20 protein-coding genes and 3 tRNA genes are annotated in these 25,149 nt (G+C 70.7%); 15 read left to right on the top strand and 8 right to left on the bottom strand.

Annotation, left to right across the window (positions count from 1 at the left end; genetic code table 11):
- The first annotated feature begins 14 nt into the window (after positions 1–14).
- From orn to CRM89_RS28940, 4 genes are all read left to right on the top strand, one after another.
- On the top strand, positions 15–710 hold the full coding sequence (gene orn / locus CRM89_RS28955) for an oligoribonuclease (RefSeq protein ID WP_228795712.1): 696 nt from the start codon (positions 15–17) through the stop codon (positions 708–710).
- Between the two features lie 54 nt (positions 711–764).
- Positions 765–837 (top strand) — tRNA-His (locus CRM89_RS28950).
- Between the two features lie 157 nt (positions 838–994).
- Entirely contained in the window at positions 995–1,915 is a 921-nt protein-coding gene (locus tag CRM89_RS28945; protein ID WP_060592869.1) for an SDR family NAD(P)-dependent oxidoreductase, read from the top strand.
- Entirely contained in the window at positions 1,912–2,412 is a 501-nt protein-coding gene (locus CRM89_RS28940) for a nuclear transport factor 2 family protein (RefSeq protein WP_098086800.1), read from the top strand. Before CRM89_RS28945 ends, CRM89_RS28940 begins: the two co-directional genes overlap by 4 nt.
- A gap of 80 nt (positions 2,413–2,492) precedes the next feature.
- Here the strand turns inward: CRM89_RS28940 and CRM89_RS28935 are convergent, their stop codons facing one another.
- Together CRM89_RS28935 and CRM89_RS28930 are read right to left on the bottom strand one after the other, a co-directional pair.
- A complete protein-coding gene (locus tag CRM89_RS28935; protein ID WP_098086799.1) occupies positions 2,493–2,723 on the bottom strand; it encodes a hypothetical protein in 231 nt (76 codons plus the stop codon).
- 119 nt (positions 2,724–2,842) lie between these two features.
- Positions 2,843–4,057: an Ig-like domain-containing protein gene (locus tag CRM89_RS28930; protein ID WP_086845156.1), complete on the bottom strand. Its 1,215-nt coding sequence runs from the start codon at positions 4,055–4,057 to the stop codon at positions 2,843–2,845.
- Between the two features lie 303 nt (positions 4,058–4,360).
- Between CRM89_RS28930 and CRM89_RS28925 the strand changes: the two genes are divergently transcribed.
- The 3 genes from CRM89_RS28925 (at position 4,361) to CRM89_RS28915 (ending at position 6,178) form a co-directional block, all read left to right on the top strand.
- A tRNA-Lys gene (locus CRM89_RS28925) sits at positions 4,361–4,433 on the top strand.
- Between the two features lie 735 nt (positions 4,434–5,168).
- Positions 5,169–5,792 carry a transglycosylase SLT domain-containing protein gene (locus tag CRM89_RS28920; RefSeq protein WP_098086798.1) on the top strand — a complete coding sequence of 208 codons (624 nt, stop codon included), beginning with the start codon at positions 5,169–5,171 and terminating at the stop codon, positions 5,790–5,792.
- A 71-nt stretch (positions 5,793–5,863) separates the two neighbouring features.
- Positions 5,864–6,178: a hypothetical protein gene (locus CRM89_RS28915; protein ID WP_011207798.1), complete on the top strand. Its 315-nt coding sequence runs from the start codon at positions 5,864–5,866 to the stop codon at positions 6,176–6,178.
- An 18-nt stretch (positions 6,179–6,196) separates the two neighbouring features.
- Here CRM89_RS28915 and CRM89_RS28910 read toward each other — a convergent pair whose 3' ends face one another.
- A complete protein-coding gene (locus CRM89_RS28910) occupies positions 6,197–6,697 on the bottom strand; it encodes a MarR family winged helix-turn-helix transcriptional regulator (RefSeq protein ID WP_106427490.1) in 501 nt (166 codons plus the stop codon).
- Between the two features lie 190 nt (positions 6,698–6,887).
- Here CRM89_RS28910 and CRM89_RS28905 point away from each other — a divergent pair, with 190 nt between their 5' ends.
- Complete coding sequence (locus CRM89_RS28905; protein ID WP_041559916.1) at positions 6,888–7,187, top strand: excalibur calcium-binding domain-containing protein; 300 nt, start codon at positions 6,888–6,890, stop codon at positions 7,185–7,187.
- Between the two features lie 66 nt (positions 7,188–7,253).
- On the opposite strand, the gene CRM89_RS28900 is transcribed toward CRM89_RS28905, so the two are convergent.
- Entirely contained in the window at positions 7,254–7,475 is a 222-nt protein-coding gene (locus tag CRM89_RS28900; protein WP_011207795.1) for a DUF3618 domain-containing protein, read from the bottom strand.
- Between the two features lie 145 nt (positions 7,476–7,620).
- On the opposite strand from CRM89_RS28900, the gene bcp reads away from it, so the two are divergent.
- A complete protein-coding gene (gene bcp, locus CRM89_RS28895; RefSeq protein ID WP_011207794.1) occupies positions 7,621–8,091 on the top strand; it encodes a thioredoxin-dependent thiol peroxidase in 471 nt (156 codons plus the stop codon).
- On the opposite strand, the gene CRM89_RS28890 is transcribed toward bcp, so the two are convergent.
- Entirely contained in the window at positions 8,088–8,819 is a 732-nt protein-coding gene (locus tag CRM89_RS28890) for a TetR/AcrR family transcriptional regulator (RefSeq protein ID WP_098086797.1), read from the bottom strand. The two genes, bcp and CRM89_RS28890, sit on opposite strands and share 4 nt — an antisense overlap.
- 101 nt (positions 8,820–8,920) lie before the next feature.
- Between CRM89_RS28890 and CRM89_RS28885 the strand changes: the two genes are divergently transcribed.
- Together CRM89_RS28885 and CRM89_RS28880 are read left to right on the top strand one after the other, a co-directional pair.
- Positions 8,921–9,883: a daunorubicin resistance protein DrrA family ABC transporter ATP-binding protein gene (locus CRM89_RS28885; RefSeq protein ID WP_011207792.1), complete on the top strand. Its 963-nt coding sequence runs from the start codon at positions 8,921–8,923 to the stop codon at positions 9,881–9,883.
- A 29-nt stretch (positions 9,884–9,912) separates the two neighbouring features.
- Positions 9,913–10,716 carry an ABC transporter permease gene (locus CRM89_RS28880; RefSeq protein WP_011207791.1) on the top strand — a complete coding sequence of 268 codons (804 nt, stop codon included), beginning with the start codon at positions 9,913–9,915 and terminating at the stop codon, positions 10,714–10,716.
- 55 nt (positions 10,717–10,771) lie between these two features.
- Here CRM89_RS28880 and CRM89_RS28875 read toward each other — a convergent pair whose 3' ends face one another.
- Entirely contained in the window at positions 10,772–12,061 is a 1,290-nt protein-coding gene (locus CRM89_RS28875; RefSeq protein WP_127516378.1) for a hypothetical protein, read from the bottom strand.
- Positions 12,062–12,367: 306 nt separating this feature from the next.
- On the opposite strand from CRM89_RS28875, the gene CRM89_RS28870 reads away from it, so the two are divergent.
- On the top strand, positions 12,368–13,012 hold the full coding sequence (locus CRM89_RS28870; protein WP_041559915.1) for a TetR/AcrR family transcriptional regulator: 645 nt from the start codon (positions 12,368–12,370) through the stop codon (positions 13,010–13,012).
- Positions 13,013–13,043: 31 nt separating this feature from the next.
- On the opposite strand, the gene CRM89_RS28865 is transcribed toward CRM89_RS28870, so the two are convergent.
- Positions 13,044–13,481, bottom strand: coding sequence for a holo-ACP synthase (locus CRM89_RS28865; RefSeq protein WP_011207788.1), 438 nt, complete (start codon positions 13,479–13,481; stop codon positions 13,044–13,046).
- Between the two features lie 182 nt (positions 13,482–13,663).
- A complete protein-coding gene (locus CRM89_RS28860; RefSeq protein ID WP_098086795.1) occupies positions 13,664–23,011 on the bottom strand; it encodes a type I polyketide synthase in 9,348 nt (3,115 codons plus the stop codon).
- Between the two features lie 388 nt (positions 23,012–23,399).
- On the opposite strand from CRM89_RS28860, the gene CRM89_RS28855 reads away from it, so the two are divergent.
- The 3 genes from CRM89_RS28855 (at position 23,400) to CRM89_RS28845 (ending at position 25,122) form a co-directional block, all read left to right on the top strand.
- A tRNA-Leu gene (locus CRM89_RS28855) sits at positions 23,400–23,481 on the top strand.
- Between the two features lie 171 nt (positions 23,482–23,652).
- A complete protein-coding gene (locus CRM89_RS28850) occupies positions 23,653–24,078 on the top strand; it encodes a hypothetical protein (RefSeq protein WP_098086794.1) in 426 nt (141 codons plus the stop codon).
- Between the two features lie 3 nt (positions 24,079–24,081).
- The gene (locus CRM89_RS28845) at positions 24,082–25,122 is read left to right on the top strand and encodes a site-specific integrase (protein ID WP_253805117.1); all 1,041 of its coding nucleotides are present in this window, start codon (positions 24,082–24,084) and stop codon (positions 25,120–25,122) included.
- Positions 25,123–25,149 lie beyond the last annotated feature (27 nt).

The following is a 25,149-nucleotide window of genomic DNA, read 5'->3' as shown; positions in this document are numbered from 1 at the left end:
GCGTGCGGCGGGCCATGACGGGCGTGGTGTCGCAGGCGGGGAGCAGTAATGTTGCGCTGGTGTCCGACAAACTTGTGGTGTGGATGGATTGCGAGATGACCGGGCTGCGCCTGGACAGCGACAAGCTGATCGAGGTGTCCGCGCTCGTGACCGACAGCGATCTCAACATTCTCGGTGACGGCGTCGACATCGTCATCCACGCCGACGACGCGGCGCTGGCGGCGATGCCACCGGTGGTCGCCGAGATGCACGCCCGCTCCGGGCTCACCGACGAGGTCCGCCGTTCCACGGTCACCGTCGCCGAGGCCGAGCAGCAGGTGCTCGACTACATCCGCCAGTACGTGCCCACCCCGCGCACCGTGCCGCTGGCGGGCAACTCCATCGCGACCGACCGCGCCTTCATCGCCCGCGACATGCCCGCGCTCGACGCGCACCTGCATTACCGCATGATCGACGTCAGCTCGATCAAGGAGCTGTGCCGCCGCTGGTATCCGCGCATCTACTTCGGCCAGCCCGAGAAGGGTCTGACCCACCGCGCCCTCGCCGACATCAAGGAATCGATCCGCGAGCTGGAGTACTACCGCCGCACCGCGTTCGTCGCCCCGCCCGGCCCCTCCACCGCCGAGATCGCCGCCGTGGCCGCCCAGCTCGGCGGCACCGCACAGACCGCCGAATCACCGCAGGTGGAGGGCACCACGCAGGCCGATTAGGGAACTTCGGGGTGGACACGCTAGTATCTACCGCGCCGGTGATTACCGGCGATGGTGAGTGTAGTTCAGTTGGTAGAGCACCAGGTTGTGATCCTGGCTGTCGCGGGTTCGAGTCCCGTCACTCACCCTGAGAGGCCGGGCCCCGGAACTTCGGTTCCGGGGCCCGGCCTTTTTGCCGTCCCGCCCCAATGCCGAGGTTCCGCTGTCCGGGACTGTCCCTGGCCACCTCCCCGGGGCGCGGTCAAGCTGGTCGCATCCGAGTCCAGGGACGGAAAGGACGGCAGATGAAGCAGACCGACGGGCGGGTGGCGGTGGTCACCGGAGCGTCGCGGGGTGCGGGCAAGGGCATCGCGCTCGCGCTGGCCGAGCGTGGCGTGACGGTCTACGTGACTGGCCGCACTCGACAGGAGGGGCACAGCGCCGACGGCCTGCCGGGCACGGTGTTCCGGACCGTCGAGGAGATCGCCGCACGCGGCGGCACCGCGGTGCCGGTCGTCTGTGACCACGGCGACGATGCCCAGGTGCGCGCGCTGTTCGAGCAGGTGCAGCGCGAGCAGGGGCGGCTCGACGTCCTGGTCAACAACGCGACCGCGCTGCCCGCACCGCCCCAGTCGCCCACGCAGGGCTTCTGGGAGCGCCCGTTGGCCGAGGAACTGAAGCCGCTCGAGGTCGGCCTGCGCTCACACTTCGTCGCCGCCTACTACGCGGCACCGCTGCTCGTGCGCACCGGCGGGTTGATCGTGCACACCTCATCCCCCGGCGCGCGCACATACCTGCCCGGCGTGCACGGCCCGGTCTACGGTGCGGGTAAAGCCGGCTCGGACAAGCTCGCCTACGACATGGCGCAGGAGTTGCGTCCGCACGGCGTCGCGGTGCTCTCGATCTGGATGGGCGTGCTCGACAGCGAGCAGCTCAACCGCTCCGGGCTGGGCGCCGAGGCGCTGATCGGCACGGTCTTCCCCGGGGTGGAATCTCCCGAACTCACCGGCCGCGTCATCGGCGCGCTCGCCACCGATCCCGATGTGCTGACCCGTACCGGCCGCACCTACTGGGGCTCGGAACTGGCGGCCGAATACGGGATCACCGATGTGGACGGCTCCGTACCGCCCTCCTACCGCGAGTGGCTCGGCGCACCGTCGGAATTCACCGAGGTGGCCCCGACCTACGCCGATTTCGTCGCCCACCGGGACGGCGGACCGCGATGACCGACGAACGGACCGCAGGCACGGGCGTGTCGGTGCAGGATCTGGCCCGGCTCGAGGCGATCAAGCGCCTGAAGTACCGCTACTGGCGGGCGTGCGATACCAAGGACCCCGCGGGTATCCGCGCCTGTTTCGTCCGTGCCGGCGCCGACATCGATTTCGGCCCGCTCGGCCGCTTCGACGCCGACGGGCTGGTGCGCGTCTTCGAAACCATCGCCTTGAGCAGGCACGAGGGCCGTCACCGCATCCTGGACATGCACCACGGGATGATGCCCGATCTCACCGTGCACGGTCCCGCACAGGCCGGCGGCCGGTGGACGCTGCGCTTCACCCAGCTCGACCTGCTGGCCGGCACCCAGACGCTGTCGGCCATCGAATACGACGACGACTACGTCGTCGAGGACGGCGAATGGCGGATGCGCAAGAGTCACGCCCGCACCCTCTGGTCACTCACCCAGCCGCTGTCACCGGACGCGGTGATCACCGACAACCTCCCCTGACCCGGTCCGCGGCCACCGGCGGCAGCGCGGCGTCACCACGCAGGCCAGCCGGGCAGGCGCGCCCAGCACCGCCGGTGGGGTCAGCGGCCGCCTTCTGCCTCGCGGCGGTGGATGTAATAGGTCCACACGCCGTCGGCGGACCGGGCCGACAGGGGGAAACCGCCGTCGAATCCCGCCCAGGTGAGGGTGTCGGCGGCGTCGGCCGCGGCGAGGGCGCGGGCCGCGTCGAGATCGGCGACGTCGCCGAGATGCTCGTCCTGGGTGTCACAGAACTCGCAGTTGTGCACCTTGCGGACCTCGAAGTGCGGCACCGATTCTCCTGTCTCGTGACGATTCGCGTCCCCGGTGACGAGAAAGGCCCCCGGGGGCACGCTGCCGGGGGCCTTTGTCGTTCGGGGCCTCTGTCGTTCGGGGCCTTTGTCGTTCGTACTCAGCCGATGTCGGCGTTGCCCGCCTTCCACACCGACCAGGGGATGTTCCAGTCGCCGAGGCCGTCGGTGCCCGACAGTGTGCCGCCGACGGTGTTCTTGATGATGGTGATGTCGCCGCGCTTGGCGAAGTTGTACACCCACTGGGCGTTGGCCGGGCTCAGGTTCAGGCAGCCGTGGCTGGTGTTGCTGTTGCCCTGCGCGCCGACCGACCACGGCGCCGAGTGGAAGAAGATGCCGCTGTAGGAGATTCGCGTCGCGAAATCCACCGGCGTGCGGTAGCCGTCGGGCGAGTTCACCGCGACGCCGTAGGTCGAGGAGTCCATGATGATCTTCTCGTGCTTGTCCGCGACGATGTAGATGCCGTTGTCGGTGGGCGTGCTGTCCTTGCCCATCGAGGTCGGCATGGTGCGGATCACCTGACCGTTCTGCTCGACCACCACCTGCTTGGTGTTGTCGTCGGCGGTGAAGATCACCGCGTCACCGACGATGAAGTGCGAGGTGATGTTCTCCTGGCCGTAGAGGCCGTTGCCGAGGTCCTTGCCGTAGACGTTGACCTCGATGTCCACCCGGGTGCCCGGTGCCCAGAAGTGCTCGGGCCGCCAGCGCACCTCCCGGTTGTTCAGCCAGTAGAACGCGCCCTCCACCGGCGGATTGGTGGTGATCTTGATCGCGTCCTGCGCGGCGCGGCGATCCGGGATGTTCTCGTCGAACTGGATCGCGACCGGCTGGCCGATGCCGACGACCTCACCCTCGCCCGGGATCAGGTAGGGCTTGGTCTGGTTGTCCGGCGAACTGGTGGTGAAGCTCAGCGTGGTGGAGTTCACGCCGCCCAACCCGATGGCCTCGGCGGTGAGCCGGTAGGTCTTGCCGTAGCCGAGGACCTCGGTGGTCTCCCACGTGCGACCGTCGGCGGCGAGCTTGCCCTGCACCGCCTTGCCCTGCTGGTTGACCAACGTCACATCGGTGAACCGGCCGTCCTCGACCTGGAAGGTCATCGGCGCGGCGGGCGAGACGCCCTTGTCGCCGTCCTTGACCGGCGAGAGCAACTTCGGCTTGATGAGTTCGGTGATGGGGTTGCGATCGATCGCCACCGCCGATCCGCCCCCGTTGGAAGAGGTGCACGCTGTCAGGGCGAGCGCGAGCACAGCGAGCAATAGCGCAGGTAGGCTCAGGGTACGCAGTACTCGACGCCGTCTAGGACCAACGCTCATCATCAACCCCGTTTCAAGTCTCGGCGCCATTCGGATAGAACACGCCGATGGCTTCGGATCCCGACCGTGGTAGCTCAACCCACCGCGCGGCGGGCCCGGTCGAGACCACGTCTGACATTGTGCCAGCCGGGTCCGACGCGTCCAACGACCGCGCCCGCGAGGCGAGCGAACTCCACCGGGTTAGATCCCTCGCCGGGCCCGCGGCGTTACGGTCGGCTCCGCCGCGCCGATACGGCTCTGACCAGCCGATTTCACTTCTACGGCCCCGGCCTGTTACTGTTTGTCCCGCACCGGAACACGGAGCACGCGCCATTAGCTCAATTGGCAGAGCAGCTGACTCTTAATCAGCGGGTTCGGGGTTCGAGTCCCTGATGGCGCACAGTTTTTCACTCACCAGGTCGGCACTGCGCCACCGGTTGTTCTTTCTCTCCTCATCCACACGGTCGCCGTCGCGTGGGCGACGCCTGGCCTCGGCGTTCCCCGACGCACCCGTTGACCACGTCGCCGCTACGACTCGGCGGTGACTCGGAGTACCGCATGCCGACACACCGCCACGTAGCGAAGCGGACCGAGTCGGCTGCCCTCGGCGCAAGGGCCGGTGATACCCGATTTCGGGGCCTTCAGTCCTGGATCACGCGAATGTCACGAAATATTTCTGTGACCTGCCGCACAGAGTGTTTCATGGCAAACCCCCAGGACAGCGCGGGTATCCGAGCGTCCGAGCTGCGGTTTTCAAGATCGCCAACACGTATCATTCCCGGTTCGTTCACCTTCTGTTAACCTTCCGTGACCATTCTGCAATCAGGTCAAGAAAGCGACCTGAAGTTCGGAAAACGCGCCGAGTTGCTGACGAAGGTTCAGCAGTCCCGGTCCCGGACTTCCCTGTCGCTCCACCCGATGTGGAGTTCCGCGCGATGCCCGCGGCCCGGTTCCGCAGTGAACCGCCCCGCGCCGCCTGCGTCGTGTCCCGCGGACCGGAGAGTCCGTCACAACAGAACCGACAACAGCACATCGATCTCATCGGCGAACGGGCCGTCGCCCGCGCCGCAGGATCCGCGCTGCCCGTATGCGACTCGGATCTCCCTCGTCCCCCGAACAAGGAATCGAATCGGCAATGCCTGACAGACGCCTGCCCACCTTCCGGCGCACCACCCTCCGTGAGGGCATCACCTTCGCGATCGCCGCCGCCGGCCTCGTGGCCGTGACCGCCTCCTCGGCCGTGTCCGTGGCCGACAGCAGCCCGACCGCCCGCGTCACCCTCGCGGCCGAGCAGCAGCCCGCCGCCCAGCAACAGGTCGAGGCCGCCCCGGTCGCCGAGGCCGCGCCCGCGGCCGAGCCGGCTCCCGCTCCCGCACCCGCTCTGGAGCCGGTCGCCGAGGCCGTCGCGCAGCAGGCCCCGCCGCCGCCCCCGGTGTACGAGAACAACCTGGACGGCTGGATCCGCCAGGCGCTCGACATCATGGCCGCCAACGGCATCCCGGGCAGCTACGAGGGCATCTACCGCAACATCATGCGCGAGTCGACCGGCAACCCCCAGGCCATCAACCTGTGGGACTCCAACGCCGCCGCGGGCATCCCGTCCAAGGGGCTGCTCCAGGTGATCGACCCGACCTTCGCCGCCTACCACGTGCCGGGCACCGCGTTCGACGTCTGGGATCCGGTCGCCAACATCGTCGCCGCCTGCAACTACGCGGCGCACCGCTACGGCAGCATGGACAACGTGAACAGCGCCTACTGAGCGCCGCCACCCCCGCACGCCCCGCGATCGGTCCCGGACCGGTCGCGGGGCGTGCGTCGTAGGATGCGCGGGTGGCCGATTACGCGCACACCGACGCGTCGGTCAGCCGCCGCGCCGAGAAGGCCCGACGTTTGGCCGCCTACCTGTGGGACCGTGACATCAGCGGCGCCGAACTCCGCACCCTGCCCGCCGCGACCCTGCGCAAGCTGGCCAGGGCCGCCGACACCAATCCCCCGAGCACCGGGGAGACCTGGCAGGTGGTGGCGCGGCTGCTCGACGAGAAGGCCGCGTGGGCGGCCCGGCACCCCGGCCATCCGGCCGCGCGGCGCGCCCATCGGGAGGAGAAACTGCTCTGGGTGAAGCCGCCGATCACCCCGTGGTCGTGACCGGCCGCCCGGCGCGAATCAGCTTGCGGCGCGAGAGCTGTCGTCTTCGTCACAGCTCGCGGCCAGATCGGTGGCCTCCTCGGCCTCCGGGACCACCCGGTCGGCGAGTTCGCGCAGCGCCCGGGCCTGCTCCGGGGTCATCGGGTCGATGAACAGGCTGCGCACCAGCTCGACGTGGTTGGGCGCCGCCCGCTCGAGCACCGCGCGGCCGGCCGGGGTCAGTTCCACGACGATGCCGCGCGCGTCCTCCGGGGAGGGCCTGCGCTCGACGAGTCCGCGCGCCGCCATCCGCGCCAGATGCTTGGACAGCCTGCTCTTCTCCCAGCAGACCTCGGCGCCCAGCTCCTTGGCGCGCATCCGCCCGCCCGGCGCGGCCGAGAGCGGCACCAGCAGGTCGTAATCGGCCAGCGAGAGACCGTCGCGGGCCAGCCCGGCCGCGATCGCGGCATCCATGCGCTGCCGGATCCGGATGTAGGCCTGCCAGGTCTGCTGTTCGTCGTCGCTCAGCCATCGCACCACGTCATCCAGTCTAGCGCATTTGGTTGACATGGACACTAGATCCCGCGCCGTGCCCGACACGCATCGGGAACCACCCCCTAGCGGGCCCGGATCCCCCTACGCGCGGTTGACAACTCAGCGGCCCCTCGCAACAGTGGGTGCGGCGTCGCACTCCCGGCGCCGATCCACCGCAGCAGACACAGAGGAATACATGAACGTTCGCCGGCTCACCGTCAGCGCCGCCGTCGCGGGCCTGACGCTCCTTGCGGCGCCCGCCGGACAGGCCGCCGCCGTCCCCACCGGTTCCGCGGGGACCGGCTCGTCCGCCATCGACACCGGGTTGATCATGACCGGGTCGGCCGGTCTGTCCCAGACCGGTTCGGCGGGCGGCGCCTTCCCCAACTGCGATGCCGCCCGCGCGGCGGGACGGGCCCCGATCTTCCGCGGGGAACCGGGCTACGGTCCGCACCTGGACCCCGACGGCGACGGATTCGCTTGCCCGACGGTCTGATTCGACCGCACCGACGAAAAACACCCGGACCGACCACGGTCGATCCGGGTGTTTTCGCGTTCGCGGTCAGCGGAAGAGCTTCACCAGCACCAGGCCGACGACCAGCGCGCCCGCGCCGATCAGGCCGTACTTGATCTTCGGCTCGTTGAGCTTGGCCACGACCATGCTCTTGGTGTCGTCCGCGATCCGCTGCGGATCGGCTCGCACCGCGATCTCGTCGAGCGTGCTGGCGAGCCGGTTGCGGGCATCCTCGATCTCCCGCTCGATCCGCTCGGTATCCCTACCCACGTGAAAGTCCTCCTCCTCGATCGGTGTGCCGCCGGGCGCGAACCTGGCCCCGGGCGCCGCCGTGCCACCCGATCGTTCGCGAATCACCAGGGCTCGCGCACGAGTGTATCGGTCCGGTGTCCGCCCGTTCGGTTACCGTGCAGACGTGACCAACCAACGACTCGCCCCCGGTGACCTCGCCCCCGCGTTCACGCTGCCCGATGCCGACGGCAACGAGGTCTCGCTCGCCGACTACCGCGGCCGCAAGGTCGTCGTCTACTTCTACCCGGCCGCGAGCACCCCGGGCTGCACCAAGCAGGCCTGCGATTTCCGCGACAACCTGGCCGAGCTCGAGCAGGCGGGCATCGACGTCGTCGGCATCTCCCCCGACAAGCCCGCCAAGCTGGCGAAATTCCGCGACGCCGAGCGGCTGACCTTCCCGCTGCTGTCCGACCCGGAGCGCACGGTGCTCACCGAATGGGGTGCCTACGGCGAGAAGACCATGTACGGCAAGAAGGTCACCGGCGTCATCCGCTCCACCTTCCTCGTCGACGAGGAAGGCCGGATCGAGCTCGCCCAGTACAACGTGCGGGCCACCGGGCACGTCGCCAAGCTGCGCCGCGACCTGTCGGTCTAACGCTCGTAGGCGCGGATGAGGTTCTCGTAACCGTCCAGCATCCGCTCCAGTCCGAACTCGAAGTCGGCTCTGGCCCAGTCGATCTCCTCGTTCTCGAAGGCCCGGTGGGCGAACGCCGACACCAGGTGCGGGTAGCGCGCCGGGTCGAGGACCGTGCGCATCGCGACGTCGTAGTCGGCGTCCTCCCCGGTGTCGCTCAGGAAGTCCCGGACCGCCCAGGAGCGCCCGATCACATAGAGCGACAGGTTCATCACCAGCTGTAACCGCACCGACTCCGGCACAGCCGTTCCGGCAAGGGCGGACAGGCCGGCCTCCAGCCATGCCATGTTGTTGGGCCCCGAGGGCGGACCGGGCACCGGGACGTCCAGGAACCACGGGTGGCGTGCGATCGTCTCGAACTCGGCCGCCGCCCAGGCGCGCAGCCCGGCGCGCCATCCGGCGGCCGGATCGAGCTCCGGCGGAACGCCGATCACCCGGTCCAACATCAGTTGCAGCAACGTGGTCTTGCTGTCCACGTAGCGGTACAGCGACATCGCGGTGAACCCGAGTTCCTTGGCGACGCGGTTCATCGACAGCGCAGCGGCCCCCTCGGCGTCGGCGACGGCGATCGCGGCCTCGACGATCTGATCGAGGCTGAGGCCGCGCTTGGGCCCGCGCTCGCCGGGCTGATCCAGACCCCACAACAGCGCGACGGCCCGGGGCAGCGCCGCGTCCTCCGACGTCGTCATCGTTCCTCCTTCGCCCCGACTCTATCCGTGCCCCGTCTTGCGCCGAACAACTGCTTACTCTATAAACTGTATTCATCATAAACAGTTCTTGGGAGCCTTTCATGACCATCCCCCGACTTCCCGCGCTCGCGGTGCGGGATCTGCACAAGTCCTACGGCGATCACCAGGTGCTCACCGGCATCCACCTGGACGTGCCTGCGGGCACGATCTTCTCGCTGCTCGGGCCGAACGGGGCGGGCAAGACCACACTGGTCCGCATCCTGGCCACGTTGGCCAGGCCCGATGCCGGCGAGGTGCGCGTGTTCGGTCACGACCTGCTGCGCGAGGCCGACACCGTGCGCGGCCTCATCGGCGTGACGGGGCAGTTCGCGGCCGTCGACACCGTGCTGACCGGCACCGAGAATCTCCGGCTCACCGGCAGGCTGCTGCATCTGCCCGCCGCCGAAGCCCGGCGCCGCGGTGACGACCTGCTCGAGCGCTTCGATCTCGTCGACGCCGCGGGCAAGCCGGCCGGTTCCTACTCCGGCGGCATGCGCAGGCGCCTCGATCTGGCCATGAGCCTGATGGGCCGTCCGCGCCTGGTCTATCTCGACGAGCCCACTACCGGCTTGGACCCGCGCAGCAGGCGCGACCTGTGGTCGGTCATCCGGGAACTGGCCGCCGAGGGCACCACGATCCTGCTGACCACGCAATACCTCGAGGAAGCCGATCAACTGGCCGATCGCATCGCCGTGCTCGACGGCGGCACCATCGTCGCCGAGGGCACCCCCGACGAGCTCAAGCAACGCGTCCCCGGCGGTCACCTCCGCCTGCGTTTCGCCGACGCGGCCACCCTCACCGCCGCCGCCCGCGCCCTCGGCGACCCCGCCGCGGCGCAGCCCGATCCCGAACAACTGGCCCTGCGCATCGCCTCCGACGGCAGCGCCGGCGAGATCAAGGCCGTGCTGGATCGGCTCGCCGAGCACGGTGTCACCATCGAACAGCTCGCGGTGCACACCCCCGACCTCGACGACGTCTTCTTCGCCCTCACCGGCCACCCCACCCAGGTCGAGACCGCTGCCTAGCGGCCCGTTCCCACGAAACGAGGCACCCGATGACCACCGCGACACTCCCCCGGCCCGCCCTGCCGCAGCGGGCCCTGCGCATCGCGCAGGACAACCTCACCATGCTCGATCGCAACATCCGGCACACCCTGCGCAGCCCGGACACGATGATCATGACCCTGGCCCTGCCGATCATGATCCTGCTGATGTTCGTCTACGTCTTCGGCGGCGCGATGAACGTCGGCGGCGGCGCGTACATCGATTACGTGGTGCCCGGGATCATCCTGCTCTGCGCGGGATTCGGCGCCTCCACCACGGCCGTGAGCATCTCCACCGACGTGGCCGACGGCATCGTCGACCGATTCCGCACCATGTCCATCGCCCGCTCGGCCATGCTCACCGGGCACGTGATCGAAAGCGTCATCCGCAACATGATCACCACCGGACTGGTGGTCGTCGTGGCGGTGGCGCTCGGGTTCCGGCCCACCGCCGACCCGGTGCGCTGGCTGGGTGCGACGGCGCTCATCGCGCTGTTCGTCTTCGCGCTGTCCTGGCTGGCGGCGGCCCTCGGCCTGCTGGCCCGTAATCCGGAGGCGGCCAACGGGTTCACCTTCGTTTTCATGTTCCTGCCGTATGTGAGCAGCGCCTTCGTGCCGACCGAGTCGATGCCGACGGCCCTGCACGCCTTCGCGGAGAACCAGCCGGTGACACCGGTGATCGAGACCGTGCGGGGGCTGCTGATGGGCACCGAGATCGGCGGCAGCGCGGCGCTCGCGGTGGCGTGGTGCGGCGGGGTCGCCGCGCTGGGCTACCTCGCCGCGCGCGTACTGTTCCGGCGGCGCACCGCGAACTGACCGGGCCCGCGACGTCCCGGTACCCGCGGTGCCGGGACGTCGCGGTGGGCGGTGCTCAGGCGCCGAGGAACTGCTGGGTCGCCCACCGCGCGATCAGCCGGATGTGGTTGTCCCACCAGTCGTAGAACTCGGGGGTGAAGGGGGCGGGCGGCGGCGCCTCCCCCGGGAACATCAGGGTCGCGTCGGGGTTGCCGATGGCCGGACGGGTGGGCACGCCGGTACCGGGCACCGGACCGGACGGCAGATCCTGCGCCGGGGTGGCCTCGGCGGGCTGCAACGGCAGGGGCGCCTGTTCGCCCCACCGGCCCAACGGTTTCCCGTATCCGAACAACTCCACCTCGGTGTCGACCGCGGCGGCCGGTGACGGCCGGAAGCTCGGCGCCCGATGCTCACCGGCGACCGGACCGGCAGGCCCGCCCTCGGGCGCGGAGGCGCCCGGCGCGAGCGTGGCACCGCCGCCCGGGCCGCCGGGACGGGGTGGGGCGAACGCCTGCCCGCCCGCGGTGACACGGGTGTCGTCGGTGACCGCGGGCACGCCGGTCCACATCCCGCTGCTGACGTACACCCCCGCGGTCACCAGACCGCACGCCAGCGCACCCGCCGCCGTCAATACGGCGGGCGCCGGCCTGCCGCGGGCCGGCCTGCTCGTGTCCGCGAGACCCACCACGTCGTCCATCACCCACAGCGCCGCGCCGACCGCGGTCGCCTCGGGCGCGATCGGGCACGGCAGCACGGGCGCGCCGAATCCGTCGGCGGCCGCGCGCACCGCGGGATCGTCGGCGGTCGAGCCCACGAGCACCACGGCGTCCGGGCGCGCACCCGCCGCCTCGATCTGATCCCTGGCCGCGCGCACCGCCTCGGCCAGCGTGGCGGGCGAGCCCGGCCGCGAAACCGCGGCCAGCACCCGGCTGCGCGCCGCGTCCACGAGCGTGAACGCCTGGTAGCCCGGCACCACGTCGCACACCAGCAGATCGTCGAACTCGGCAAGCCACGCCATCGCCGCCGCCACCCGCAGATGCGCGGAGGTGGCCGACACCAGCGACGCGCCGTGCCACGGCCCGTCCGCCAGTTCGGAGACCACCGCGCGGCGCTGCGCGGGCTCCCGATAGACCACCGCCGCCCCGGCGATCGCGCCGGTGTCGGGCCCGGTCTCCGCGACCGCGGCGGCCACCGCGTCCAGGGCCGCGGACACCGCCGCCGCGAGTTCGGCCGGAGTCGTTCCCGCGGGCACCACCGTGTGCGCGAGCACCCGCTGGGGTAGCCGCGCCCCGGCATCGGTCAGCGCCACGGCCTGCACCGCGCCCCGTTCGATCGACGCGCCGAGAGTCACCACGTATCGAGCCACCACACCCGCCTTCCCCATCACAGAGACCTGCCGGATCCACGTATGCTCGCGTTCGGCGCGCGGCACCACCCGCACATGCCACCCGCGCTGCACCACCCGCGGGTCCCGGCGCCGAATCCACGCCTGTTCGGTTATGTGTTCGGTACCGGTCGCGGCGCGGATGGGTGGTGAAAAGTGACCGAAACGCGACCCGCGCACGGAGCGGGCGTGTCGGTACGGCGGCGGTACCGCTAGCCTGGACGCGTGGAAGTGCAAGCGCAGGCCAGGGCGAAGCCGAAGAAGCGTCACCTTGACCCCGCGTTGGAGATGCAGGACGACCCGCGGGAGCTGATGCCGCGCCGCCGTCCGACCCAGGAACGCAGCAAGCGCAAGTTCGACGCGCTGCTCCAGGCCTCCCGGGAACTGCTGGTCGAGGTCGGGTTCGAGTCGTTCACCTGTGAAGAGGTGGCCGCCCGCGCGGAGGTGCCGATCGGCACGCTCTACCAGTTCTTCGCCAACAAGTACGTCATCGTCTGCGAACTCAATCGCCAAGATCTGGTCGCCGTCTCGCAGGAACTCGCCGACTTCCACGGCGAGATCCCGTCACTGGACTGGCTGCGGCACATGAACCAGTTCGTCGACCACCTGGCGAACCTGTGGATGACCGACCCGTCCCGCCGGGAGGTGTGGCTGGCGATGCAGTCCACACCCTCCACCCGGGCCACCGGCGCCATCCACGAGAAGGAGTTCGCCGAGGTCGTCTCCCAGATGCTGCGCCCACTCACGCCCCGCACGCCGCGGGCGCGGCGCACCATGATGGCCGAGGTGCTCGTGCACGTCGTCTATTCGATGCTGAACTTCTCGGTGCAGGACGAGCAGTCGCACGCCGACGCCGTCGCCGAGCTCAAGCGCCTGATGGTGGCGTATCTGCTTGTCGCCGAGAAGGAATCGCGCACCGGCGGCGGCCGCTAGGTCGATCGGCGCCGGCCACCCCGGCAGCCGGTCACGGTGTCGCTTCGCGGCCCTCGATGAGATCGGCCAGCTCGCCCGGATCCTCGAGCACCACCATCGCGGCGGCGGTGTCGCCGTCGTGGGTCAACGACAGGTGCACCCGCACCCGCGGCAGGAATTCCGCGGCCAGACCGTGCAATTTGATGCTGGGGCGGCCCCAGGCGTCGTTGACGACCTCGATCAGCGGATAGGGGTTGTCACCGATCTGCGGCCTGCGCGCGAATCGCGAGGAGGCCCACGCCTTGAGCACGGCCTCCTTGGCCGCCCAGCGCGCGGCGTAACTGCGGGCCGGGTCGGTGCCCTTGCTCTGGCAGTACCGGCGCTCCCCCGCGGTGAAACTCTCCCGCAGCATGGTGGTGCCGGTGCGCTCGAGCTGTTCGGCGAACTCGGAGATGGTCACCAGGTCCAGGCCGATCCCCAGGATGGTCACAGCGTCGCAGCTCCCTCATCACTCGGCGTGCGGGCACCGGCGGTGACCGCACTCCCGTTCGGCAGACCGCATGTCGAGCGGTCGCGTCGTTCGACGAACGACTGCCGTGCAGCGTACTGGTTGACGGACACGCGAGAAGCCGGATCGTCCCCCGCATCGGGGACGATCCGGCTTCCCTGTGGTCAGCCCTGCTCGCCGGTGAGCCGGCCGACGATCACCGCACCGGTGCCGCAACCGGAGCCGTCGGTGCGGTAGGTGCCGTCCACGCCGAGGCGTGCCTGCGGCGAGAGCAGCACGTCGGCCTCGAGCTGACGCACGCGCGTGGCGGGCGTGCCGTCGCCGCCGAGCCTGCGGTCGACCGGGCGCTCGTAGAGCGGGGCGCCGCCGCACATGGCCTCGGCGATGCGCTGCCGCCCGGCCAGCTGACGCTGCTGGGCCCGCTGCTGGTACTCCTCACGCCGTCCCGGCTCGATGGCCTGGATGAAGGCCTGCGGATGCACCACCGCGAGCAGACCCGACACGTGACCGAAGCCGAGCGAGGTCACCAGGCCCGCCTTGAGCGGGAACCGGTCACCGAAGCGCAGCGCCTCGCGCAGCCACACCAGATGCGGGTACTCGCGCATCTTCTCGTCCACGCAGTCCAGGCTCCGGTTCGGCGGCACCACACCGGTTTCCAGCACCTGGCACAGGCCGATCAGCTGGAACGCGGCGGCACCACCCTTGGCGTGCCCGGTCAGGCTCTTCTGCGAGACGACGAACAGCGGGGCGCCCGCAGAGCGGCCGATCGCGGCGGCCAGCCGCTCGTGCAGCTCCGACTCGTTCGGGTCGTTGGCCGCGGTCGAGGTGTCGTGCTTGGAGATCACCGCGATCTCGTCCGGCGCGACACCGAGCTTGCGCAGTTCCGCGGCGAAGCGGGACTCGCGGCCGCCGCGGCCCGCGCCGAGCGCGCCGAGGCCGGGCGCCGGGATCGAGGTGTGCACGCCGTCGGCGAAGGACTGGGCGTAGGCCACCACGCCGAGCACCGGCAGGCCCATCTCCAGCGCCACCGAACCGCGGGCCAGCAGCACGGTGCCGCCGCCCTGCGATTCCACGAAGCCGCCGCGACGGCGGTCGTTGGCGCGGGAGAAGTACCGGTCGCTGATGCCCTTGGCGCGCATGGCCGCCGAGTCCGCGGTGGCCGACATGTCACCGAAGCCGACGATGCCCTCGATGCCGAGGTCGTCGTAGCCGCCGGCGACCACCACGTCGGCCTTGCCGAGCCGGATCTTGTCCACGCCTTCCTCGACCGAGACCGCGGCCGTGGCGCAGGCCGCGACCGGGTGCACCATCGCGCCGTAGCTGCCGACGTAGGACTGCACGACGTGCGCCAGCGCCACGTTGGGCAGCGCCTCCTGCAGGATGTCGTTCGGGCGCGGCTCGCCGAGCAGGTTGTCGACGTAGAGCGAGCGCATCGAGGACATACCGCCCATGCCGGTGCCCTGGGTGTTGGCCACCAGGCTGGGGTGCACCCACTGCATCAGCTCGGCCGGGCTGAACCCGGAGCCGATGAACGCGTCCACCGTGCAGGCGATGTTCCACAGCGCGACCCGGTCCACCGATCCGGCCATGTCGGCCGAGATGCCCCAGACCGTCGGATCCCAGCCGGTGGGGATCTGCCCGCCGACGGTGCGCGAGAGCTTCGCCTTGCGCGGCACCCGGATCTCGGTGCCCGCCTTGCGGGTCACCTGCCAGTCGCCGGAATCCGGCACCGGCGCGATGACGGTGTGCTCGGGGTCGGCGGCGTGGAAGGCGCGCGCCTCGGCCTCGCCGCCGACCGTGAAGGTCAGGTCGCGGTCGAGGAACACCGAGGTCATCAGCGGCGCGCTGTTGTCGACCATGGCCGCGTCGTCCTCGTAGCGGCGGATGCCGCAGCGGGCGACCACGGTGTCGTGGTAGCGCTCGGCCAGTTCGTGCTCGGGCACGTACTCGCCGGATTCCGCGTCGTACCACCCCGGCTTCGGGTCGTTCTCCCACTTCACCAGGCCGGTGGTCCAGGCCAGCTCCAGCACGCCCGCGGCGGAGAGCTCGTCGGAGACCTCCATCTCGAAGCGGGTGCGCGAGGAGCCGTACGGGCCCAGCTCGGCCGCGCCGACGATGACGACCATGTCGTCGAGATCGGCGCTCACCTCGCCCCATTCGGGCACCGGCAGAGCCGAGGTGGCGGTGGGCGGCGCGGGCAGCGCCGGGATGGTCGCCTCGGCCGCGGCGTCCTCGGCCGCGGCGGCCGCCGCCTCCTGCGCCTGCTTGGCCAGCTCGGGCAGGTCCAGCTTGGCCCGGGCGAGCCCGCCGGTCAGGTCGATCTGCTGGGGACCGGCCGCGGTCACCTGACGTGCCCGCGCGGTGCACCACTTGAGCAGTTCGTCGGCCATCTCGGTGGTCGACCAGGTCTGCACACCCGCCTTCTCGACCGCCTCGACCATCGGATCGTTGTGGCCCATCAACCCGGTGCCGCGCACCCAGCCGATCAGCGCGTGCACCAGGGTGACCCGCTTGGACCAGGACTTCTCCGACCGCCACTTGGCGATGACCGCGTCCAGCGCGGCCTTGGACTCGCCGTAGGCGCCGTCGCCGCCGAACATGCCCCGGTTGGGCGAGCCCGGCAGCACCACGTGCAGCGAGGCGTCGACGTCGTGGTCGGCGCCGAGCTGGGACAGCCCGCCGATCAGCCGCTCGACCGACCACAGCAGCACGCGCATCTCCAGCTCGGCGCGCGCGCCCGCGTCGGCGAGGTCACCGGCCACCCGCGGCGCCGCGAACGGCAGCAGCAGGGTGGGCGTCATGGCGTCCTTGATCTTGATCTTGGCGCCGCCCGCGTTGTCGACCTGCTCGCTGCCGACCCATTCGATGAGCGCGTCGACGTCCTGGTAGGAGGCCATGTTCGCCGGCAGCACCCACAGCGCGGCGCCCGCGCGGGCGTGCTCGCGGTAGAGCTGCTTGTAGAAGCCGAGCCGCTCGTCGTTCAGGCTCGAGGTGGTGACCACCACGGTCGCGCCGCCGCCGAGCAGCCGCCCGGTGACCGCCGCCGCGATGGAACCCTTGCTGGCGCCGGTGATCACGGCGACGTCGCCGGACCACTGCCCCGGCTCCTCGGTCTGCCGCGCCGCCTCGGCGATGCGCTCGTAGAGGCCGGCCAGCACGGAACGTGCCTCGCCCTTGGCGCGCTCGCGCCACCAAACCGCCTGCGCGGCAACGGCGTCGCCCGACCCGAGGAAGCCGTCGACCTGCTGCGCGGCCGCGGCGGCGTCGTCGATGAGCCACAGCCGGGCCAGATCCTCGCGGGCGCTGGCCCAGCGGTCGTCGATCAGCACGGCCTTGCGGGCGTCGAACGCCGGGGCCACCATCCGCGGCCAATCCGCACCGAGTTCGGCGGAGACCAGGTCGACCAGCGAGTCGTCGGTCGCCTCCGGCGCCGAGGCGCGATCGCCCAGCCCCAGATGCTCGAGGATGACCCGCGCCGCCGAGGCGAGCACGCCGTCACGGCCGGTGATCTGCTCGGTGAACTCGCCGAGCGCGGCCGCGTCGACGGTCGCGCCGCCGCCCCCGCCGCTCGCGGGCAGCGTCACGTTGATACCGCGCCGGGCGGCCACGGCCTGCACGGCGGCGTCGATGGCGGCGTCCACCGCGGCGCCGTCGTTGAGCGGGCCGGACACCAGGCCGCCCAGGTCGCCGCCGCGCACGCTGGCGCCCTCGCGGGTGCCCAGCGAGACCTCGGCGGTGACGTGACTGGCCCAGCCGTCACCGAGCTCCCAGACCTTCTTCACGCGCTCGGCGATGGCGGCGGGCCGCTTGCCGGACGGGCCGAAGACCTTGCGCAGGTGATCGCCGATGGCGTCGGAGAGCACCGAACCGAACGGCTTGTAGGTGCGGGCGAGGCGGTCGACGGTGGCCGACAGCGCGCCCATGTCCGCGTCCGCGGCGCCGTCGATGGCGCCGAGCGAGAGCTCCGAGCCGAGGTCGACCAGCAGCTGGTTGCGCCGCGAGGACACGCCGTCGCACAGGCCCTCGATGGTGTCCACCGGGCCGATCTGATCCAGCCGCAGCTTCGTCCACAGGGCGATGAGCACCCGGGTGGCGTCGGCGGCGGTGAAGGCGATGTCGTCGGGGCGCGGGCCACCCGAGCCGGCCACCGGGGCGGGCGCCGCGACGGGCGCGGCCTGCTCGGCGGCCGGAGCGGCGCTCGCGGCCGGCGCCTCCGCCGGCTCGTCGACCGGCGCGGGATCGGTGTCGGTGGAGTAGACGATCGCGGCTTCGCGCTCGATGTTGAGCACCTCGACGGTGGCCGAGCCGAAGGCGGGCAGCTTCAGCGTCTGGCTGGCCAGGTTCGCCACGGTCGGGGTCGCGCCGAGGCCGATCTCGACGAACCGCTCGACGCCGAGACCGCCGTGCGCGGTGTCGGTGAACAGCAGGTCCTGGGTCTCGATCCAGCGCACCGGGCTGGCGAACTGCCAGGCCAGCAGCTCGATGAGCACCACACGGCACAGCTCGGTCGGCCGCGCCGCCCAGGAGTCGAAGTCGGCGAGCACCGCGGCCAGCGGCTCCGAGGGCACCAGATCGGCGATCTCGGCGACGAATTCGCGCTCCAGCGAGAACGGCTTGGGCACCAGGTTCGGGATGTAGCGCCCGACCAGCACCTCCGGGTGCAGGTCCTGCGGCAGCAGCTGCTCGAGCTTGGACCGGAACTCCGGCACGCCCTTGCGCAGCACGGTGGAGTGGAACGGCACGTCGATGCCGGGCACCAGCACGAAGGCCCGCTTGCCGCCGAATTCGGCCCGGCGGCGGTCGATTTCGGCCTCGAGCGCCTCCAGGCCAGCGACCGTGCCCGCGATGGCGTACTGGGAGCCGCGCAGGTTGAGGTTCACCACCTCGAGGAATTCGCCGGTCTGCTCGGCGATGCCCTGCACGAAGCCGACCACCTCGTCGTCGGGCAGCCCGATCTGCGAGGGGCGGATGGCGGCCATGCGGTAGTTGCTGCGGCCCTGGGCATCCCGGGGCACCAGCGCGTGCATCGCCGAGCCGCGCTGGAACACCACCTCGAGCACCGCCTCGAGCGGCAGCACGCCCGCCACGGCGGCCAGCGCATTGTACTCACCCACCGAGTGCCCGGCCAGCATGGCGCCCTCCACGAAGGCGCCCGCCTCGCGCAGTTCCGCGACCTGCGCGACGCCGAGGGTGGCCATCGCGACCTGGGTGAACTGGGTCAGGTGCAGCACGCCGTCCGGGTGCCGGTGCTCGACGCCGCGCGCCTTGAGGTAGGTCGGGTTGTCGCGCACCACGGCCAGGATGGAGAAGCCCAGTGCCTCGCGGGTGTGCTTGTCGGCGCGGTCCCAGATCTCCTTGGCGGCCTTGGAGCGGGTGCGGGCGTCCAGGCCCATGCCCTTGCGCTGGATGCCCTGGCCGGGGAAGGCGTAGACGGTCTTGGGCGCACGGGTGCGGCCGGTCGCCGTCATCACCAGATCACCGCCGGTGCGGCAGGAGACCTCGACGATCTCGCTGCCCGCGTCCACCGCGACGCGCTCGACGCGCACGTCGATCTCGGCGCCGGGGCGGACCATGCCCAGGAAGCGGGTGGTCCACGCGGTCAACGTGCGTGCGGGCACGGACGCGCTCGGGTCCACCGCGGAGACGGCGTGCTGGGCGGCGGCCGACAGCCACATCCCGTGCACGATCGGCCCGCCCAGCCCGGCCAGCTTCGCGGCGTTGTCGCTGGTGTGGATCGGGTTGTGATCACCGGAGACCGCGGCGAAGGCGTGCATCGCGCGCGGAGCGACCAGCGTGACGTCACGGCGGCGGCGACGCGGGGTGTCCACCGCGTCGGCAGCGGTGCCCGCGGCCCGCGGCGGATCCGACAGCTCGCCCGCGCCGTTGCGGCCGCGGATCGCGAACCGTTCGGTCAGCTTCGCCAGCGGCACCACGTCCAGGCCCTGATCGCGCATCTCGCCGACGGTGACGGCGACCTCGACCACGCGGCCCATGTCGGTGTCCACCACCGAGGTCGACTCGGCGCGCACCACCAGGATGCTGGTCTGGTCCGGCAGCTCGCGCAGCAGCTCGATCTGGTGATCGAGGTGCACCAGGTCGAGCATGCCCTCGATGACCGAGCGCGCGTCGCCGGTGCGGGTGGCGCCGAGCACCGCGAACACCGCGGGCCAGCAGGCGCCGACGAGCACGTCCGGCACGGTGCGGCCCAGCGTGCTCAGGCCCGCGGGCAGACCGGAGCCGGTGACACCGGCGTGGTCGGCGATGAGGTCCGGCGTCCAGGCCAGGTTCACGTGCGCGACATTGCCCTTCACCTCGGGCAGCGACTGCCCGGCGGCGACGGCGAGCAGCGCGGCCATCGCGGTCTCGGCGTCGTCCTCGGTGATCACCGGGGCGCCGCCGTTGTAGACCGAGACCGGCACGGTGATCCGGATCCGCACGGCGTCACGGCCGAGCAGCGGCACGGTCAGCTCGACGTAGGAGTTCTCCGGCTCCGGGCCGGTGGTCTCGACCAGGGTGGCGCCGGTGCGCGGGTGCACCGCGCCCTTGCCGTCCACGGTCCAGTCGGCGAGGTCGCCGAGACGGTGCACCGGGTTGACGGTGGTGCGCCCGGCCCATTCCACGTCGGGGGCGGCGAGCACGGCATCGATCGGGCCGCTGGTGACGCCCGCGACGCGGCGCGCGTCGACCGGGGCGGGCACCACGCCGTCCCGCACCAGGGCGTAGGCGGTGTCCTGCTCGAATCGGTCGAGGAGTTCACCGACCGGCTCGTCCACGCGGGTGATGCCCGCGACCGAGACGGTGCCCGGGATGACGCACACCTGGTCGGCCGAGTAGCGCGGATCGTGCGCCTGCCACAGCGAATCCGAGCGCCACCAGCGGCGCACGTCGGCGTCGACGACCGGCACGAAATTGACCGGCTTGCCCGGGGTCTTGCACAGCGAGACGAAGAACGGCACGTCGGCGGGGTGCAGCAGGGTCTGCTCGGCGGACGGGTACTGCTTCTTCAGGGTGCAGATCGCGGCGACCGGGTCCTCGAAGGCCTGGTCGTCGGCGAACAGCGTCGGGATCTCGCCGCGGTCGGCCGGGTGCAGGCGGGATTCGGTGCGCCGCACCATCTCCGCGAACCGGTCGCGCCAGGTGACGTCCAGCCACACCGAGCGGGTGGCGTCGAGGATGGCCTCGCCGATGTCGCTGCCGCAGTCGAAGTCCTTGCGCCGGTCCAGGCCGACGGCCAGCTCGACGTAACGCTCCAGCCACTCCAGGTAGGTCATGGTGGCCACGTCGCCGAAATACGGCTTGGCGGTGGCGTTCAGCGCCGCGATGATCTCCTCGCGGCGGGCGGCGACGGCCTCGGCGTCACCGGCGACCTCGTCGAGCAGCCTGCCGGTGCGCGAGGCGGCGTTGTCGATCTCGTGGATGTCGGCGCCCAGCTGGCTGCGGCCCGAGGCCATGCCGCCGGAGGCGGTGCCCGCACCGACCCAGTCGGGGGTGCCGGGGGTGTCGACCAGCAGTTGCTTGACCTCGGGCGCGGTGGTGGCCTCCAGGGTCGCCATCGCCGCGGTGCCGACGAGCACGCCGTCCAGCGGCATCACCGGGTAACCGTGCGACACCGACCACTGCCCGGTCAGGTATTCGCGCGCCCGCTCCGGGGTGCCGATGCCGCCGCCGACGCAGACCACCACGTTGTCGCGGTTGCGCAGTTCGGCGTAGGTCTCGAGCAGCAGGTCGTCCAGGTCCTCCCAGGAGTGGTGGCCGCCGGCCTTGCCGCCCTCGATGTGCATGATGACCGGGTAGTCCGGCACCTCGTCGGCGATGCGGAGCACGGCGCGGATCTGCGCGACCGTGCCCGGCTTGAACGCCACGTGGGTGATGCCGACCTCGGTGAGCTCCTGGATCAGCGCGACGGCTTCCTCCAGCTCGGGGATACCCGCGGTGACCACGACGCCGTCGAACGGGGCGCCCGCGGCGCGCGCCTTCTGCACCAGCCGCTTGCCGCCCAGCTGCAGCTTCCACAGGTAGGGGTCGAGGAACAGCGAGTTGAACTGCACCGAGCGCCCCGGGTGCAGCAGTGTCTTCAGCTCGGCCACTCGGTCGGCGAAGATCTGCTCGGTCACCTGGCCGCCACCGGCCAGCTCCGCCCAGTGCCCCGCATTGGCCGCGGCGGCAACGATTTTCGCGTCGACGGTGGTCGGCGTCATGCCCGCGAGCAGGATCGGCGAGCGGCCGGTGAGCCGGGTGAAAGCGGTCTCCACCACGATGCGGCCGTTGGGCAGGCGCACCGGCTTGGGGGCGTAATCGGCCCAGGGGCGCGCCAGTTCGGGCGCCGCGCCCGGGGTGAGCAGGCTGCGCTGGCCCGCCCGGGTGGCGGCCGCGACGATGCCGACGCCGCTGCCCTTGAGCGTGCCCGCCGTCACGCGGGTCAGCAGGTCGCCGGGCCCGAGGTCGAGGATCCACTGCGCGCCCGCGGCGACGGTGGCGTCCACCGTGCCCACCCAGTCGATCGGATCGACCAGGATCTCCTGCGCCAGCCGGCCCGCCAGCTCGGCGTCCAGGCCGCACTGGGTCGCCCAGCCGCCGACCAGCTCGACGGTCTCGGCCAGCGCCGGGTGATGGAAGGCGACGTCGACCAGCAGGTCCTCGAAGACCGGGGCGAACACCGCGCCGCCGCGCGCCTTCTTCTCCCGCTCACGGGTCTGCCCGTCGGTGATCTGCGCGCACCGCCGGCGCACCCGATCCAGCTGCGCCGGAGTGCCCGACAGCACCACGCGCCTGCGCCCGTTGCGGATCGAGATGACCGCGGCGGCGGCGGGATCCACGCCCGCGCCGACCTCCTCGACCACCGCACGCAACTGCTCGGGATCGACATTGGACACCGCGACCATCGGCGAACGCTCACCCACCGGCATCAGCCCGCGGCGCCGGGCCACCAGCCCCGCGGCGGCGCCGATCATCTGCGCGATGGCCAGCAGTTCGGCGTCGCGGGCGCCCGCGCCCTGCAGCGCCGACGCGGCCAGCAGACCCTGCGAATGCCCGATGACGGCGACCGGCGCATGCTCGGCCGGGTCCAGCCCCTGCAACTTCAGCGCGCGCAGCGCGGCCAGCTGGGTCAGCAGCACGCCCGGCATCGACACCGCCGCCGACCGCAGCACGTCCTCGCTCGGCGCGGCCGAGGGCTCGTCGGCGTCGGGGTCGGCCAGCTCGTCCTCGAGCATCCAGGCGACCGGATCGAACCCGACCGGCCGCACCACCAGCAGTTGGCGCGCAACGGGTTCCAGCAGCGCGGCGGCCTCGTTGACCAGCGCGGTCAGCTCCGGCTCCAGCGCGCTGTCGCGGCCGATCTCCTCGAGTTCGCTGAGCCACCGCGCGCCCTGCCCCCCGAAGGCCAGCGCGTACGGAGTGCCGTTCAGCAAACGATCCAGCAGCGGCGACCGCCCGGCGGCCGCGCCTTTCCCGGCCCTGACCACCTTCGCGCTCGCTCCGGCTCCGGTCTCGGTGCTCTCGTTGATCGTCAAGACGCTTCGACTTCCTTCTCCTGGCGACACGCCCTCGTGGACACGCCGCTCGCTCGGGTGCGCGGGCATTCGTCGACCGCTAGGCCTGATAGGGGCGAGGATTCCACAGAATCATGAGGAAATCCTCACGTTTGCCCGCCACCCCCGGCCCTACCCCGCAGTATTTCTGTACGTCCGTACCAGAACTGCGCCAAACATGACCCTCCCTCATGTTTGAACGCCCTGCTGAAGCCCGTTACCGCGACACACACAAACATGAGCGTTCCTCATATTGCGCGTTACCCAATCGTTATAATCCCAGGTAGGGTTACCGGCGAGTACGACACTCGCCACACTCACTTCTGGAACGCAGCGAAGGCCGGTAGAGTTTGCACGGTCGTACCACCAAGCGCGAGTGGCGAAATTGGCAGACGCGCCAGATTTAGGTTCTGGTGTCCACGGACGTGGGGGTTCAAGTCCCCCCTCGCGCACAGATTCACGGTAGATTTGCCGCATTTGCGTGCCGTGTGTTCGAGCGCACTCGAACACACGGAGGTGACCTGGGAAATGCGCACCCACCTGCACGAACTCCTGGCAGATCTGCCAGGATCCACCATCCCTGCCCCTGACGGACCGCGCACGGTACACGCTCGGGGGCGGCGATGATCCCCCCGCTGATTCCCCCGCAGGCGCCACTGGAACAGCTGATCCGCGGCCCACTGCCGACGACGCCGGGACCCGACCCGATCCCCGACGACGACGTGCTGTACGGCATATCGACGGTCGGCGACGCGGGCAGAGTCCTGGACCGGCACGTGATGACTACCCTCGGCTGGCTGCCGGGGACACGCCTCGAGCTTCGCCCACTCGATGACCTCCTGCTCGTCGGCGAAGCCGCCGACGGTCCGGTCCAGGTCACCGCTGACCGCTATTTCCGCATCCCGTACCGGCAGCGACGCCGAGTCGGCCTGCTGATCGGCCAGCGTGTCCTGCTCGCTGGACGCCGCAGTCGCAAACAGCTCCTGATCCATCCGCCATCCACGACGGGCAGGGTCTTGGCCACCCAGCTCGCCCTCCTGGACCGGTGACCCGTGTTCGTCCCGAACACGGTCGCCGCGACGAGCGACACGATCGCCGCCGCGCGCCTTCTACTCACACAGATGGGGCTGTCGCCCGCGGACCTGGTGACTCCTGCCGCATCGGTACCGACGTTCGCCGAAATCGTCCCGGCGGTCCGCGTGACCCTCGAAGCCGGTACGCGACGTACCTATGGCACCCATCTGAACCGACTCGAAGAGGTCTGGGGCCACCGCAGGCTGAACGAGGTCACCAAGCCCGATCTGGAGGCCATGGCACACACGATCCGCACCACAGCCCGCACCAACCGGGCCTCTCGCGGCGGCACCAGCGCCGTCGAGCACTTCATCTCCACCGTCCGCTGTGTATACCGGTACGCCGAAGATCGAGCATGGATCCGTCCCGGCGACAACCCCGCTCGACAACTCGCGTTCCCCGTACGCCGCAAATCCCACCGCTACGCGATCCCGGCCGACCAACTCACCGAGATCTGCCGCGTCGCCGCCACCACCGGCAACGATCCCGACCTGGACTCTCTGATCCTGCGCCTTCACCTCGAGACTGCCTGTCGCCGAGCCGGAGCCCTCGCACTACGCCCGCACGACCTCGACACCTCCCAGTGCCTGGTCTTCCTCCGCGAGAAGGACGGAGCCGACCGCTGGCAACCGGTCTCCCCGACTCTGATGAGCCACCTCGTCGCCCACGGCCGCGAGCGCCATAGTCCTCAATCCGGGCAACTACTCCGATACCGCAACGGGAAGCCCATCACCCATCGACGCTACGACCACCTCTGGCACCGCATCGGACTCGAACTCCCGTGGGTCGCCAGTCAAGGCGTCACGACACACTGGCTGAGGCATACCACTCTGACCTGGGTCGAGCGCACCTTCAGCTACGCCGTTGCACGGGAATACGCCGGTCACTCAGGCAAAACCGGCGGCACCACCGCGACATACGTCAAAGCGAACCTCCACGAGGTAGCAGCAGCTCTTTCGGTCCTGACTGCCGAGCCGCACCCACTGGCAACTGACGGGGCCACCCAATTGACGGGTTGATAATCCAGCCACCCCAGCGATAGACCG

This window comes from Nocardia sp. FDAARGOS_372, assembly GCF_002554515.1.
GTDB classification, from domain to species: domain Bacteria; phylum Actinomycetota; class Actinomycetes; order Mycobacteriales; family Mycobacteriaceae; genus Nocardia; species Nocardia farcinica.
Note: the sequence above shows the minus strand (reverse complement) of the source record. Positions and strands in the feature narration are given on the sequence as shown.